The organism is Porphyromonas sp. oral taxon 278 str. W7784 (genome assembly GCF_000467855.2).
GTDB lineage: Bacteria > Bacteroidota > Bacteroidia > Bacteroidales > Porphyromonadaceae > Porphyromonas.
Window position 1 is genome coordinate 1 of the sequence record NZ_KI259221.1, and the last position, 13,198, is coordinate 13,198.

The 13,198-nt window shown below is 54.2% G+C and carries 11 protein-coding genes and 1 tRNA gene; 6 read left to right on the top strand and 6 right to left on the bottom strand.

Translation table 11 applies throughout. The features are described from left to right. Positions 1–185 precede the first annotated feature (185 nt). Entirely contained in the window at positions 186–551 is a 366-nt protein-coding gene (locus HMPREF1556_RS08770) for a hypothetical protein (RefSeq protein ID WP_157047493.1), read from the top strand. On the opposite strand, the gene HMPREF1556_RS00010 is transcribed toward HMPREF1556_RS08770, so the two are convergent. From HMPREF1556_RS00010 to HMPREF1556_RS00020, 3 genes are all read right to left on the bottom strand, one after another. Then, on the bottom strand, positions 526–1,455 hold the full coding sequence (locus HMPREF1556_RS00010) for a hypothetical protein (RefSeq protein WP_021666094.1): 930 nt from the start codon (positions 1,453–1,455) through the stop codon (positions 526–528). The two genes, HMPREF1556_RS08770 and HMPREF1556_RS00010, sit on opposite strands and share 26 nt — an antisense overlap. Positions 1,456–1,985: 530 nt before the next feature. Continuing rightward, entirely contained in the window at positions 1,986–2,480 is a 495-nt protein-coding gene (locus tag HMPREF1556_RS00015; RefSeq protein ID WP_021666095.1) for a pyridoxamine 5'-phosphate oxidase family protein, read from the bottom strand. 51 nt (positions 2,481–2,531) lie between these two features. Continuing rightward, the gene (locus HMPREF1556_RS00020) at positions 2,532–3,449 is read right to left on the bottom strand and encodes an endonuclease/exonuclease/phosphatase family protein (RefSeq protein WP_021666096.1); all 918 of its coding nucleotides are present in this window, start codon (positions 3,447–3,449) and stop codon (positions 2,532–2,534) included. A gap of 249 nt (positions 3,450–3,698) precedes the next feature. Between HMPREF1556_RS00020 and HMPREF1556_RS00025 the strand changes: the two genes are divergently transcribed. Further along, positions 3,699–3,772 (top strand) — tRNA-Asp (locus HMPREF1556_RS00025). Between the two features lie 220 nt (positions 3,773–3,992). Further along, the gene (locus HMPREF1556_RS00030; protein ID WP_044125003.1) at positions 3,993–5,948 is read left to right on the top strand and encodes a DNA topoisomerase IV subunit B; all 1,956 of its coding nucleotides are present in this window, start codon (positions 3,993–3,995) and stop codon (positions 5,946–5,948) included. 111 nt (positions 5,949–6,059) lie between these two features. Here the strand turns inward: HMPREF1556_RS00030 and HMPREF1556_RS00035 are convergent, their stop codons facing one another. Continuing rightward, complete coding sequence (locus tag HMPREF1556_RS00035; RefSeq protein WP_021666098.1) at positions 6,060–6,596, bottom strand: hypothetical protein; 537 nt, start codon at positions 6,594–6,596, stop codon at positions 6,060–6,062. Between the two features lie 467 nt (positions 6,597–7,063). Between HMPREF1556_RS00035 and HMPREF1556_RS00040 the strand changes: the two genes are divergently transcribed. The 3 genes from HMPREF1556_RS00040 to HMPREF1556_RS00050 are packed head-to-tail and all read left to right on the top strand — an operon-like array spanning position 7,064 to position 9,887. Continuing rightward, positions 7,064–7,756 (top strand): hypothetical protein, encoded by a 693-nt coding sequence (locus tag HMPREF1556_RS00040; RefSeq protein ID WP_021666100.1) that lies wholly within the window; start codon positions 7,064–7,066, stop codon positions 7,754–7,756. A gap of 3 nt (positions 7,757–7,759) precedes the next feature. After that, positions 7,760–8,398: a hypothetical protein gene (locus HMPREF1556_RS00045; RefSeq protein WP_021666101.1), complete on the top strand. Its 639-nt coding sequence runs from the start codon at positions 7,760–7,762 to the stop codon at positions 8,396–8,398. Between the two features lie 37 nt (positions 8,399–8,435). Further along, a complete protein-coding gene (locus tag HMPREF1556_RS00050) occupies positions 8,436–9,887 on the top strand; it encodes a hypothetical protein (protein WP_021666102.1) in 1,452 nt (483 codons plus the stop codon). Between the two features lie 94 nt (positions 9,888–9,981). Here HMPREF1556_RS00050 and HMPREF1556_RS00055 read toward each other — a convergent pair whose 3' ends face one another. Next, complete coding sequence (locus HMPREF1556_RS00055) at positions 9,982–11,193, bottom strand: hypothetical protein (protein ID WP_044125005.1); 1,212 nt, start codon at positions 11,191–11,193, stop codon at positions 9,982–9,984. 28 nt (positions 11,194–11,221) lie between these two features. After that, a complete protein-coding gene (locus HMPREF1556_RS00060) occupies positions 11,222–13,156 on the bottom strand; it encodes a TonB-dependent siderophore receptor (protein ID WP_021666104.1) in 1,935 nt (644 codons plus the stop codon). Positions 13,157–13,198: the final 42 nt, after the last annotated feature.

Here is a 13,198-nt window from a genome sequence, read left to right on the forward strand (position 1 = left end):
TCCTGCGAGATGAGGGGGCGGGGGCTTTACTTTAGTCTCAGCTTAAAGATAAGCCTTATAGTAGTGAAAGTTATCGCTTATTTATGATCTGATCCTCAAGGTCTGTTTTAAACTTATATATCGCATAGATACTACGTATATTGTAAACTAGTGATTGTGCTATAAGTATAAAGGATAATACACCTATGTTGAATGGCAAGACTAGTCTAGGTAGGTTTATCGATAAAGGTGGAATTTTAATTGTTGCAATAAGTAGTGCTAAAGAGGCTATCCCAAAGTCACATACCAAGCTATTTAAGAGTAGACGAATATTTCCTTTTAACTTATCTCTAGCTCTTGGTTCTATCACTTCTTTAAAATCTAGTGAGATTGTCATGCTGATGGACAGGGAGGAAGCTACGCCGACAACTGTATATAAAGCATTAATAACCGATGTCGAAGGAGAAAATGAAGTTTCGGATGATAGTAGCATAGTGAGAGCTCCTGCCACTAACATCTGTTGGATTAGTCGCTTCGCTATTGTATTCATAAGCATACTTTTCCATCTATGAGTTCAGGAATTCTATTGTGGAAATCCTCCATTTTCTGCTTTAAGGCTTCTTCATCGACCTGGTGAGAGATAAACGGCACTCCAACTTCGGTCGTGATACGTACATCACATCCACTATACTTATGTCCTTTCTTGTCTACGATTGTTATACCTAATTCTTCGTTACCAAGAGCTGCAATTCCTCCAACCAGATTTTGGTAGGTTTCCGGATCCATATCACGAGGTTTTCCCTTAAAGTTTAGGACGAGTTTAGCACCTATGAGCCCATGGTCGATGATTTTTTGTGCATCTCCAATGCCTGGTAGGCTAGGAAGTAAATCCTGAAGAATACTTGAGTTGAGTGCGAAGATAGAACGTTTTTGCTGAATGGAAAAAGTGGTACCTCCATTACCTAACTCAATAGCTTTAAGTTCTTTGAATGGTAAGGCTTTTGGGGGGCGAACCGCAGGTTGGAGATCATATAGTTGGTCATCTCTTGTGTCGTCAACTAGCCAGTTTAGGTATACGGTTATCCGTCCTTTCGAGGAGGTTCCAGGAAGATTTGTCACTAAGAATTTTCCATCAGTGAGGAAGTAGAAGTGATCTTTATAGGTCTCACCCTCATGACGGTCACTTAGCTCTCGTATGTCGAAGGTGTTTCTATCTAGGATCTGATCTGACAGAGGGTTTCGTAAATCATCTCGTCGAATGCGTACAAGAGTACCAAAAAGGTAGCGATTTGATGGCCCCCAAATGAAGGCAGATAGGACCTCTGAATCAATGTCATTAATTTGTCGCTTTCGGTCTCTTATTGTTGGTTTGCTCTTTAGTGCTTCCTGTAGTTCCTTGAGAAAGGAGTCAGTAGAGGATGTAAGGCAAGTAGATAACACAAGGAAGGCCCGTAGTTTCACTTTCCGTTGTTCCATGATTCTTTTAATCGGAGGTTAGAGGAGGATATAGGTGAGGACTTGTTATTGAGAGGGAAAATCAGAGGTGCTGATAATACTATCATATGGAAACTAGCAGAAACGGGCAATACAAGAAAAGCCTATAGGGGCAAGTTCCCAAGTCTTAATTCTAGATTTCTCCACAAAGATAGCTAAACTTGCTTGTTTCTGAGATTAGGATATTGAATGAAAGCAACGTTCGTTTATAGCACGAGGGAGAAGAGTGCTGAGCTCCCTTGCTGTGAGGAATTCTCGAGCCTTTAGAGGAGAGGTTCTTCAATAAGTAAAGCCCCCGCCCCCTCATCTCGCAGGATGGGAGGGCGGGGGCTTTGTCGATGGATGCTACTTAGCCTCCTTGGCGGATGCTACTAGCCTTGCTCTGTGGGTGGCACTTGTCTTGCTCTGTGAGTGTGACTTGTCTTGCTCGGTAGGTACCACTTGCCTTACTCCGTAGATGCCACCTGCTTTATCGGAGGGGGCTAGGTATTCTTGCTCCCTTGGGGCGGGGACTAGTGCCCGTGGGGGACGTACTTGCGTTTTCCGCTGAAGCTCTCTACGTCGATGCGGATGATGGCGGTGCGGTGGAAGGACTTCTCGACATATACCTTCCCTAGCTCGAGGTCATCAGGGCAGAGCTTCTCCAGAAGAAGGTGGAGGGCATGACGTCGCTCCTCTTCGGAGAGGTCTATATGAGCAGTGCCTCGGAGGATCACGCTCTCGTACTCGGTGGTGAACTTGCTCGGTAGCAGGTGCACCCGCCCGACGATACAGAGGGAGACCTGGCTGTGCTTGGCCAGAGCTCGGAGCTTCTTGCCTTCGGGGGCGCAATGGATATAGATACAGCTTGCTCCGTCCCAGATGTGATTGATGGGGATGCCATAGGGCGCTCCCTCCTCGTCGATCATGGAGAGGACTCCGTATTCAGCTTGCTGGAGGAGCTCGAGGGCACGTGCTTCGTCGAGGAGACGATCTCGTCGCCGGACGTCGTCATTGCAGTAGTTCATAGCTTGAGGTATATCTAGGTGGATCTTAGTATGAGAGAGGGAAGAGAGAGGTTACTTCCCTTGGTAGACGAGCTTAGCCAGCACGGGGTAGTGGTCGGAGGGAGCACGGCGGATGTGCTTCTTGAGCTTCAGTTCCTCGGGGGCATTACCACTGCCTTGAGTTGTGGCCTGAGGTTTCTCCGTCCAGTAGCTATCCGTTAGGATGGCGTAGCGTCGTACACGGAAGCCTTGGGAGACGAAGATATGGTCAATACGGCTCTCTGTCTTCAGCTCCGTGTCGAAGTCATTGAAGGTCCCATTGGGGGCTAAGCGTCGCTCAGCGTAGGTGAAGGCATCTTGGAGTCCCGAGGAGGAGAGGATGGTGAAGACCTCGTCCGTCTGGTCTACGTTGAAGTCCCCTGTCAGTATCACGGGGCTGGAGGGACCAGCGATCTCTTGGATCTTCTTGAGTACGAGCCTGGCTGACTCACGGCGTGCTACCCGACCCACGTGATCAAGGTGGAGGTTGAAGAAGTAGAATCGGAGCTGGGTACGCTTGTCTACGAACTCTCCCCAGGAGCAGATACGGATGCAGGCAGCATCCCACCCCAGCTGAGGGCGGTCAGGGGTCTCGCTGAGCCAGAAGTTGCCACTACGGATCTTGGTGAGGCGGTCTCTATGGTAGAAGATCGCCGAGTACTCGCCTCCCTCCCTGCCGTCATCACGCCCCACGCCGATGTAGTCATACTCGGGAAGTCCCTTCGTGAGGTCGTTAAGCTGATGCACCTTAGCCTCCTGCGTGCCGAAGATGTCCGGTTCTTCGAAGTTGATGAGATCACAGATGAGGGGACAGCGTTGCGCCCAGCCATTGCCTCGCTTAGCATCTTCAGGATTGTCGTAGCGGATATTGTAGCTCCCTACGAAGAGGCTCTGTGCTTGGATCCCGAGGATAGGGGCGAGGCAGAGGAGCAAGAAGAATAGTCGCTTCATACTTATATATAGTTCGTGTCGGTCGGCTCTATGGGTGGGGAGAGGGTGCCCGTAGTCGTGGGGCTGGCCCCTTCCCCTAGGTGGAGCTATGCAAATATACATCAATACTTTTCCCCTTGTTCTAGGCTACTAGGGTGAGGGCGCTTACCCTACCTAAATACCCCTTTCTATGGGGGAGACCTAGGGTATTCTCTAGTGCTTCTATTTGGAGCGTAATGAAACTTGTACTACCTTTGCAGTGAACAAAACGGTGTGGTAGTTCAGCTGGTTAGAATACCTGCCTGTCACGCAGGGGGTCGCGGGTTCGAGTCCCGTCCATACCGCTTACTGATAGAGGTAGAGCACGAGCGATCGTGCTCTACCTTTTTTATTAGCTCTGTGCACTCGCTCCTCGCTCCCATGGGTAGACCCTGGAGGGAGGAGTGGGGAAGTGAAGGCGGGGAGGATAGCTCTATTTTAGAGCTTATTATGCTACGTAGACTGAGGTAGCCTCTGTGCTTTTCATTATCTTTGGTGCACAAAAACAAGAAGGACGTACTATTCATGGATCTTTTAGAACAGAAGACAGTAGACTATAGCGATAGTGATATCAAGACCCTAGAATGGGATGAACATATCCGCCGTCGCCCGGGGATGTACATCGGTAAGCTCGGTGATGGTACCCATGCTGACGACGGTATATATGTCCTGCTCAAAGAAGTACTTGACAACTCCATCGACGAGTATGTCATGGGTGCTGGCAAGAAGGTCGAGATCACGATCCATGAAGGAGAAGTGACGGTCCGTGACTACGGGCGAGGTATCCCCTTGGGTAAGCTCATCGACGCCACGAGCAAGATGAATACAGGGGGGAAGATCGACTCTAAAGCCTTCAAGAAGTCCGTTGGTCTCAACGGGGTGGGGATTAAGGCGGTCAATGCCCTCTCCATACACTGCGAGATCACCGTCTGGCGTGAAGGTCTGACCAAGACAGTACGCTATTCGCATGCCAAGCTCCTAGAGGAGACGGAGGCCGTACCTACTACAGAGCCCTCGGGGACACGAGTAGTCTTCCGTCCCGACAGCGAGCTTTTCCGAGGCTACGAGTACAAGGATGAGTTCGTCGAGACGATGGTGAAGAACTACTCCTTCCTCAATGCAGGCCTTACCCTTACCTATAATGGCAGGCGCTACCTCTCCAAGCGAGGTCTAGCCGATCTCCTCGAGGAGAACATGACCGAAGAAGCGCTCTATCCCCTCATTCACCTCAAGGAAGACGATGTCGAGATCGTGCTTACCCATACCACACAGGTAGGGGAAGACTTCTACAGTTTCGTCAATGGACAGAACACCACCCAAGGTGGTACTCACCTCTCGGCATTTAAGGAAGCAGTAGCCCGTGTCATTAAGGACTTCTTCGGTAAGAACTTCGATTATAGGGACATTCGATACGGGATGGCGGCAGCCATTAGCATTAAGATCGAGGAGCCCGTCTTCGAGAGTCAGACCAAGACGAAGCTAGGGTCGAAGGATATGGAGCCCGACGGGCGAAGCATCCAGAAGTTCCTCAATGACTTCCTCGGAAAAGAACTGGATAACTATCTGCATATCCACCCAGAAGACGCTGGGATCATGCTTCAGAAGATCCAGGAGAGCGAACGGGAGCGCAAGAGCCTCAGCGGTGTCGCTAAGCTCGCTCGTGAACGGGCGAAGAAGGCGAGTCTGCATAACAAGAAGCTCCGTGACTGCACTATTCACTTCAATGACCCCAAAGCCAAAGAGCCCGAGCGTACCAGTCTCTTCATCACCGAGGGAAACTCTGCAAGCGGATCGATCACCACTTGTCGTGACCCCAAGTATCAAGCTGTCTTCAGCCTTCGTGGTAAGCCTCTGAACTGCTACGGACAGAGCAAGAAGGTGGTCTATGAGAATGAGGAATTCAACCTCCTACAAGCTGCACTTAATATCGAGGATGGCCTAGACGGACTCCGCTACAACCGTATCATCATCGCTACCGATGCCGATGATGACGGGATGCACATCCGCCTACTGCTGATCACCTTCTTCCTGCAGTTCTTCCCCGAGCTGGTGCGTAGAGGTCACGTCTTCATCCTAGAGACGCCCCTCTTCCGTGTCTTCTTGCCCAAGGAGCATAAGAAGTCTGATAACTTCATGACCTCCTCACCGACAGCTAAGAAGAAGGGCCGAGGCAAGAAGAAGGAGAAGGACGAGGCTGAGCCCGCTGAGGAACTAGTGACGAATATCTACTGCTACAACGAGGCACAGAAGCAGGAGGCCCTTCGCAAGCTCGGCAAGCGAGCACTGGTCACTCGATTCAAGGGGCTGGGGGAGATCTCTCCCGAGCAGTTCAAGGACTGGATCAGCGAAGAGAATATCAAGCTCGACCCGATACGCCTACGCAAGGAGGACAATCTGAGTAGTCTCCTGATGTTCTACATGGGGAAGAATACCCCCGAGCGCCAGAGCTTCATCATCGACAACCTCGTCGTCGACGAATAGCCCTCGCCAAGGGTGCTTCCATCGCCCCACTACAAGAAAAGAGGCCCCGCCGTAAGTCTGATCTTACGGAGGGGCCTCTTTTGCTAGGTGATAGCTCCTAGGGCTAGGGGCTTACTTCTTCTTAGCCTTGCAGCATTCCTTCTTCGCTGCCTGCTCCTTGCAGTCACCCTGCTTAGCGCAGTCCTTCTTAGCGGTGGAGTCAGCGCACTTCATACCTTGACCACACTCAGAGGCGCCCTTCTTGCAGGCTTCAGTGGCCTTAGCATCCTTCTTGTCGCAAGCCTTGCCATCCTTGGAGCAGCAGCTCTTGCCGTCCTTCTTGTCGCAGCTCTTAGCGTCCTTGTCGCATGCCTTACCGTCCTTCTTGTCACAGCACTTGGCATCCATAGAGGCACAAGTCTTAGCTGCATCCTTGGAGCAAGCTACCTGCTTACCCTTGCACTTCTTTGCTCCTTCGGGGGTAGAGCAGAGCGAACCTTCCTTGCAGTCGCACTCCTTCGTCTTACCCGAGCAACATGTTGCCTTCTTAGTAGTATCGGTCTTCGCCTGGGCTTCCTTCTTGACCGCGTCCTGCTTCTCTGGGGTTTGTGCCGAAGCGCTTACGCCGAGGGCAAAGAGGCATGCTACGGCGAAAATGAATCTCTTCATGATTGTTTTTGTTAGGTTGTTAATATTGTTATCCTGAGGGTGAAAGACGGGACTCCCGAGCAGTAAAGCTAGTGAAAGAGCCTTACAAGGCGGGGTGTCTCAGAGATTCTCTCCTCAGGGTAAGTAAAAGGTGGGCTAGCGAAAAAGTTCACGAGAAGCACTATTTTATTTCCCTAGAGGCGCTACTGCTACCTCTTCGGTGGCACTACTGGCACCTCCTCGGAGGCGCTAGTAGTGCTTCCCTCGGGTCGTACCCGCTCCCGAAAAGTAGGGGAGAGGAAGGCCCTCGCTCATGCCTCTCTAGCACCCTCTTTGAGGCACTTCGCCTCCTCTCTGGAGTGCGGTGAGCACGGAGCAAAGCAGGGAGCTCGCTCATCCCTGTAGAATATGTATATTTGTCTTCCAAATATTGACTTCGCCGATAGGGGGAGACCAGCGCTGGAGCACCCCGTCAGCACCTACTATCTATGCAGTATCCACTCCCTCGCTTCCGACATAGAGGAGCTCTGAGCCATGCCTGGACGATCCTTCGTTCGCACCCTCGTCTCTTCATCTATCCCACCCTCATCGCTCTACTCTCCTTGGCCCTTGCTGTCTACTTCTGGCCAGTACGAGGGACGATCGTCGCTGGAGCGACGCCTGAGGCAGATCCCACCTTGGCTATCCATCAGGTTCAGCACACCCTTGGGCTTGTCCTCAGGCAGTCGCTACTGAGCCTCGGCCTTTGCCTTCTGCTGGGGGGGCAGATCCTCCGTCTCTTCGCTGAAGAGGAGCCCGAAGTACAGCCTCTCGGGAGGAGTGTACTCAAGTTTGTCCTCAGCCTGCTCCAAGCGCTCCTGCTCACCCTCATCACAGGTCTCGGCTCCCTCTTCATCCTGATCCCTGGCTTCTACCTCGCCACCCGCCTCTCCCTGACGCCTTGGCTGTATCTCGATGGGAAGGCAGGCTTCTGGGGGTCCTTCAAGCTCTCGTGGCAGCGTACCGCAAGGCACTTCTACGTGCTCCTGCCGATGTGGGGCTTTGCTCTACTCTTCACTGTAGGTGTCGTCGTGACACTTGGGCTGGGGCTCATCCCTCTGCTCCCCTTAGGGATGCTCTATCTCTGTATCCTCTACCGCTATCTACTAGAGATCCCTCAGGAGACACTCCCCCGACGCTAGGCGATGAAGACCTTGGTATCCCTGCACGGAGCTTTGCGCCGTCTCCAGTACTCGAAGCGCCTCATCATCAACCGACGTGGCGATGGTGTTCACTCACCCTTTGCCTTCCACTTCATCTCCCGTGTCGTGCGCAATCGGAGGCCTTACTACTGCTTCGAGGGGCTTAGAGCCGAACTCGAGGAGCGTAAGCGCACGGGGCGATGTCTGCCCCCGATCCATCGGACTAAGGCGCTGGAGCTCCTCTTCCGTACCGCCCATCAGCTCGAGGCACGGCGCCTCCTCATCGTGACTCCTGAGCCCGAGGAGAGCCTGCTCCCTGCCTATCTGGAGCGTACGGGCTACACCGAGGAGATCACGCTTACCGACCCTCAGCTCACAGGGCTCACCCCCTCCGCTATCTACGACTTCATCCTCCTCGAGGCGATACCTACACCTTCGCTACTTGAGGAGCTCCTCCAGCGAGCCTCTACTGCTTCGCCTCAGCTAGCCGTAGCGCTCTATGCCCCGACCTCTAAGGCTCGGGAGGGACTCGCTCAGCTCACTCCCTCTGCCCGCCCTCGCCTGCAGATCGATCTCATCGACCTACAGCTGTGGTTCTACGACAAGCGTCTTACCCCCTGTCGCTCCAAAGGGGTCTACTGATCCTATTCTCCATCTACATATCCTATCCTTATCCTCGATGAAGTACCTCATCTCCCTTGCCCTCCTCGGTGCAGTCTCCATCACGAGTTGCCAAGCAGCGCCCAAGAAACCTAATGGGACGGAGCAGAAGCCTGACCGCCCCGATAATAAGCCCGTCGAACCAGAGAAGGAACTAGCTGCCCCCGAGCGCCAAGCGGTGGTCTCCTACTTCAAGGCTAGTCTCTCTGGTGGGAAAGCTCCAGCACTCCTGGAGAAGCCTCTTGAGCTCAACTCCCTGGATCAAGCACGCAAGGAGGTCTGGTCTCTGTGGGCTCAGTCCAATGATCCGAACGAGACCGGTCTGCCTGCGCTCTCCCCGCTGACCACTAACTCTTCACCTCGTAGCTGGGTACTCAGCCCCGAGAGCTACGGGAGAGACCGTATCCCAGCGATCATGCCCTACTACTACGGTGCGAAGGGAGACAAGCCCAGTGCTGGCTACCCGCTCTTCCTCTACCTGCACGGGTCGGGGCCCAAGGAGCTTGAGTGGAAGACAGGCCTAGCTCTATCCCTCTCCTTCCAAGACTCCCCTTCTGTATACTTCATCCCTCAGATCCCCAATGGAGGAGAGGCGGCTGATGGCCAGCTCTACCGTTGGTGGCAGCGCTCGAAGCTGGAGGCTTGGGAGAAGCTCCTTCGTCTCTCCTTCCTCTCGGGCTCTATTGATCCCAAGCGTATCTACTTCTTCGGGATCTCTGAGGGTGGGTATGGCTCCCAGCGCTTAGCCTCGTACTATGCAGACTATCTGGCTGGGGCAGGGCCTATGGCTGGCGGTGAACCGCTGATCAATGCGCCCGTGGAGAATCTCCAGCACATCGCCTTCTCCCTGCGTACGGGTGCCAATGATACCCAGTTCCATCGAAGCGAACTGACGAAGTACACGCGTGAGGCGCTCCAGAGGATGGTAGTAGCGCATCCTGGCTACTACAAGCACTTCATCGACATCATCCCTAAGTATGGTCATGCGATCCCTTATGGACCGACGACGCCTTATCTGGCCCAGCACCAGCGTACCGCCCTTCCTAAGAGTGTCCACTGGGAGGACTTCCCTGTCGATGGCCTCTATCGCAAGGGCTTCTACAACCTCGTACCACTGATCCGCCCTCAGGGGACAGACCGTATCTACTACGAAGAGGAAATCAAGGACAACACCGTAGATCTAAAGATCCGCTCGGTCAAGTATCAGGACAGTCAGGTCAGCTCCTACTATACGAGCTTCCGTCTAGTACTGCTCTACGACAAGATCTACACCGATGCTACGGGAGGGAAGCTACGCGTCTACCTCAGTCCCGAACTCGTCGATCTCTCCAGACCCGTACGCATACGAGTCAATGGGCGGGAGGTCTACTCAGGGGCTGTCAGAGCCGACTGGAAGCACCTCACGTCGAGCTGTGCGCTCTTCTTCGATCCCTTGCGTCTCTTCCCCGCAGCTGTCGAGGTCGACTACTAGCCTCTGCTACTGGCCCTAGAGGCGAAGGAATAAGAAGATCCCCCTTGATCGTACACGGACGATCAAGGGGGATCTTGCTTATGGGTAGGAGCCCTTACTTATCGAGCTCTACGAAGGCGGTGAAACGGGAATCCTCTCCCGTCAGTAGGAGCGGGATGACCCGCTCGCCTGTAGCCGAGCCTCGGCCTCGCTCTAGGCGGAAGATCCCCGTCTTGCCTTCGGGGACATACTGCTCGTAGGCGAAGTGGGCTAGGACACCCATTGTCGTCCGTAGGTTGATCTCGACGCAGGGGTGGAGGCAGAGTTGACCCTTCTCCCGGTAGAGGAAGAGGTCTACCCCGATGTAGCCAATATATTCGGAGCTACGGAGGCGCTCCTCAAGCCATCTGGTATGTGCCTCGATGAGTCGCTCCAGGGACTCCTCGCCGATGAGTCGAGTGAGCCCTTCCCAGAGCATCATGGGAGAAGCGAGGGTATTACCTCGGTAGGCTCTTCCCGAGGGGAGGGTATCGAAGTGAGAGAGGTCGAAGAAGCGGACCTTCCCCGATTCATCACGTGTGTATTCGATGGCCCAGTTATCGATGACTTCGAGATAGGGTTCTAGGCTCAAGCTCCCACTACGCATACAGCTCCCGACGAGGGCTTCTAAGTGCTTCTCCTGTACGGGCAGGGGTAGGGGCTGGACACCTCTACCCGAGGAACTGTAGGGGCGCTTGACGATGAGCTCCCGAGGCGAACCAAGGGCTCGCTGGGTGACTTTGCTAATGGCGTCGAGGAGGAGTCGCTGGGTCTCCTCCTTCGTCTCCGCTGCTTCTATCCAGAGGGGAAGGATACCGGAGGGGTAACCCAGTTCTTCGGCTAAGTACTGGAGGAGCTCTGCGCTGGCTCTGCGGTGGCTGAGCTGGAGATAGGCTTCGGTGAACTTCGGTAGGTGTAGGGTGGTACGACTCAGAAGCGGGCTATTCTTCAGTTCTCGTAGGATATGAGCTTCTACACCCCAGATGGTGACGAGGAGTTCGGGTGGGAGGATGGCATCCTTGGGTAGGGTCTCGCCTTCAGCGTTGAGCAGGCGGGCAGGAGCCCCTTCAGGAGAGGCGGGGGCATAGATAAGATCTTCGCCCGAGGCCAAGAGGCGCAAGAGGGGTGCTAGCTCGTAGCGCATCCATCGGATCTCCTTGGAGAGGGTGAGGTGCTGGTGCTGGGGGAAGCTAAGGGCTTCCTCGTGGCCGGGATTGAAGACCCAGAGGCGAGGGGTAGAGGCGGTATAGGTGATCATATCAGGAGCAAAGATAGAGATAAAGGTCACTTCTCACTCTAGACAGGATCGCTTGCCCCTAGAGGGTGCAGCTGAGGGAGCCGAAGAAGGTCCTCCCTGGCGATAGGCTTCCTGTGATGTTGACTTGGTCGGGGTGATGATCGAAGAGGTTGTCTAGCCCCAGAGTAAGACGTAGGCGTGCTTTGTACTGGGCAGCGAGGCTGATTCGGGAGAGGGCGTACCCTTCATGGTAGACATAGGTGTAGGCTTGGGAGAGGCCGTTATACTCGCTGAGTGTCACTCCTCCCGCCCCTCTCAAGCTGTAGGTCGCCTGTAGACGAAGGCTGGAGCCAGCCTTGTGCTCGTAGCTGAGGTTGGCTGTGTAGTTGTGGGGACGAAGCGGGGCAAAGGGCTGTCCGTTAGCTCGGTCCTCCGCCTTAGAGAAGTCGTGTATGTAGCTGTAGTCACCATTGAAGGAGAAGCCCCAGGGGAGCTGTGCACGCAGGCTCGTCTGTAGGTTCACCAGGCGGGTAGCCTTACTGACATTCGTGTAGTGGTAGGCATTCTCGTCCTGTACATAGACTGAGCCTATCTGGTGGTAGATCACGCTGTAGGACGCGATCCCTGTGAGGTTGAAGTGGGTGGTCTGCCACTCGGGGGAGAGGCTGATCATACGACTGACTTCGGGGCGCAGTCCCTTCGTCCCCTTGATGAAGAACATACCGAGGTGATCCCAGTCCATGTACTGCTCCTTGATCGAGGGCGAACGGAAGCCTTCGGAGTAGGAGGCTCGTAGACGGACGTTCTTCAGACTGTAGAGTAGGGAGGCTCTTGGAGAGAAGTGCCCTCCGAAGACCGAGTGTACATCCATACGGAAGCCCCCGACGGCGGAGAGCTGAGGCAGTATGTGCCACTCTCCTTGACCATAGAGCGTGTAGAACTGAGCCCTATGTCGTGTCTCAGCAGAGCTGAACTTATCCCCCCTCAATTCCTCTAGGAGAACCTCCACGCCGGTATTGACGAGGACGGGAGAGCGTCCCTCTGCTCCGTAGTTGTACTGCAGGCGTATCGTCTGCCCTGTGAAGTCGAAGATCGGTACCCTCTGCCCCGAGTAGATGCTGTCTCGATAGCGGTGGTAAAGCTCATGGTTGTAGTCAAGGCGAAGGTTATGCAGGTCGCTGAAGGCATGGTAAGCCCTACCACCGAAGGAGTGACTCCGATACTGATTGCGACTCACATCATTCCCATCCTGATCTCTGTGACCGTAGCGCAGGTAGCCATAGAGCTCGTTGCTTAGATCACTCGATCGGTAGCGTAGGGTCTGCATGAGATTCAGAGACTTACTCCCTAGGACGGGCGTAGACTCTTGTCGGAGACTCGAGGTGCCGATACGGTAGGCGGACTGGTCGATGTAGCTGGCCGACGTCAGTGCGCTGAAGCCTCCTCGCCTAAACTGAGCCGAGCCGTTGTATCTGTTTGTCCCTTCGCCACTGTAGTCGTAGCTGAGGGTGTATTCGTGCGGGGCTTGGGCTCGCTTGGTGATGAAGTTGATGACTCCCCCGATAGCGTTCGACCCGTAGAGGGCGGACGCTGCTCCTCGTACCACTTCTATACGCTCGATGCTGGAGAGATCGATACGGCTGAGGTCGACGACCCCGTTGCCCTCCGATGTCAGACGTTCGCCATCGACGAGGAAGAGGATATGGTCTCCCGAGAAGCCCTGCACCGTCACACGGGACTGGGCGCCGTGGGTGGTGACATTGATCCCCGGCATGCTCATCTGCAAGGCATCTGTAGCGGAGCGAGGGTTGAGGCGCTCCAGATCCTTGCGAGAGATCACCTGAGTGATGATCGGGAGCTTCTTCAGCGAGCGAGGTGTCTGTGTCCTTGTGACGACGACGCCCTCGAGGGTGCGTTCGTGGGCGAGGCTATCGGGTGTCTTGCTCTGAGCACTAAGGCGTGGGGTGAAGCTCCAGACGAGGGTGGAGAAGATCAGTAGGGGGCGGTAGATCATTGATCAATAGGATACTACGATGAGGGAAGTGACAAAGTGGAG

Excerpts from the sequence above, each read along its gene's own strand:
- HMPREF1556_RS08770 (WP_157047493.1), top strand. The coding sequence starts at position 186 with ATGTTGAATGGCAAGACTAGTCTAGGTAGGTTTATCGATAAAGGTGGA.
- HMPREF1556_RS00010 (WP_021666094.1), bottom strand. The coding sequence starts at position 1,455 with ATGGAACAACGGAAAGTGAAACTACGGGCCTTCCTTGTGTTATCTACT.
- HMPREF1556_RS00015 (WP_021666095.1), bottom strand. The coding sequence starts at position 2,480 with ATGAACTACTGCAATGACGACGTCCGGCGACGAGATCGTCTCCTCGAC.
- HMPREF1556_RS00020 (WP_021666096.1), bottom strand. The coding sequence starts at position 3,449 with ATGAAGCGACTATTCTTCTTGCTCCTCTGCCTCGCCCCTATCCTCGGG.
- HMPREF1556_RS00030 (WP_044125003.1), top strand. The coding sequence starts at position 3,993 with ATGGATCTTTTAGAACAGAAGACAGTAGACTATAGCGATAGTGATATC.
- HMPREF1556_RS00035 (WP_021666098.1), bottom strand. The coding sequence starts at position 6,596 with ATGAAGAGATTCATTTTCGCCGTAGCATGCCTCTTTGCCCTCGGCGTA.
- HMPREF1556_RS00040 (WP_021666100.1), top strand. The coding sequence starts at position 7,064 with ATGCAGTATCCACTCCCTCGCTTCCGACATAGAGGAGCTCTGAGCCAT.
- HMPREF1556_RS00045 (WP_021666101.1), top strand. The coding sequence starts at position 7,760 with ATGAAGACCTTGGTATCCCTGCACGGAGCTTTGCGCCGTCTCCAGTAC.
- HMPREF1556_RS00050 (WP_021666102.1), top strand. The coding sequence starts at position 8,436 with ATGAAGTACCTCATCTCCCTTGCCCTCCTCGGTGCAGTCTCCATCACG.
- HMPREF1556_RS00060 (WP_021666104.1), bottom strand. The coding sequence starts at position 13,156 with ATGATCTACCGCCCCCTACTGATCTTCTCCACCCTCGTCTGGAGCTTC.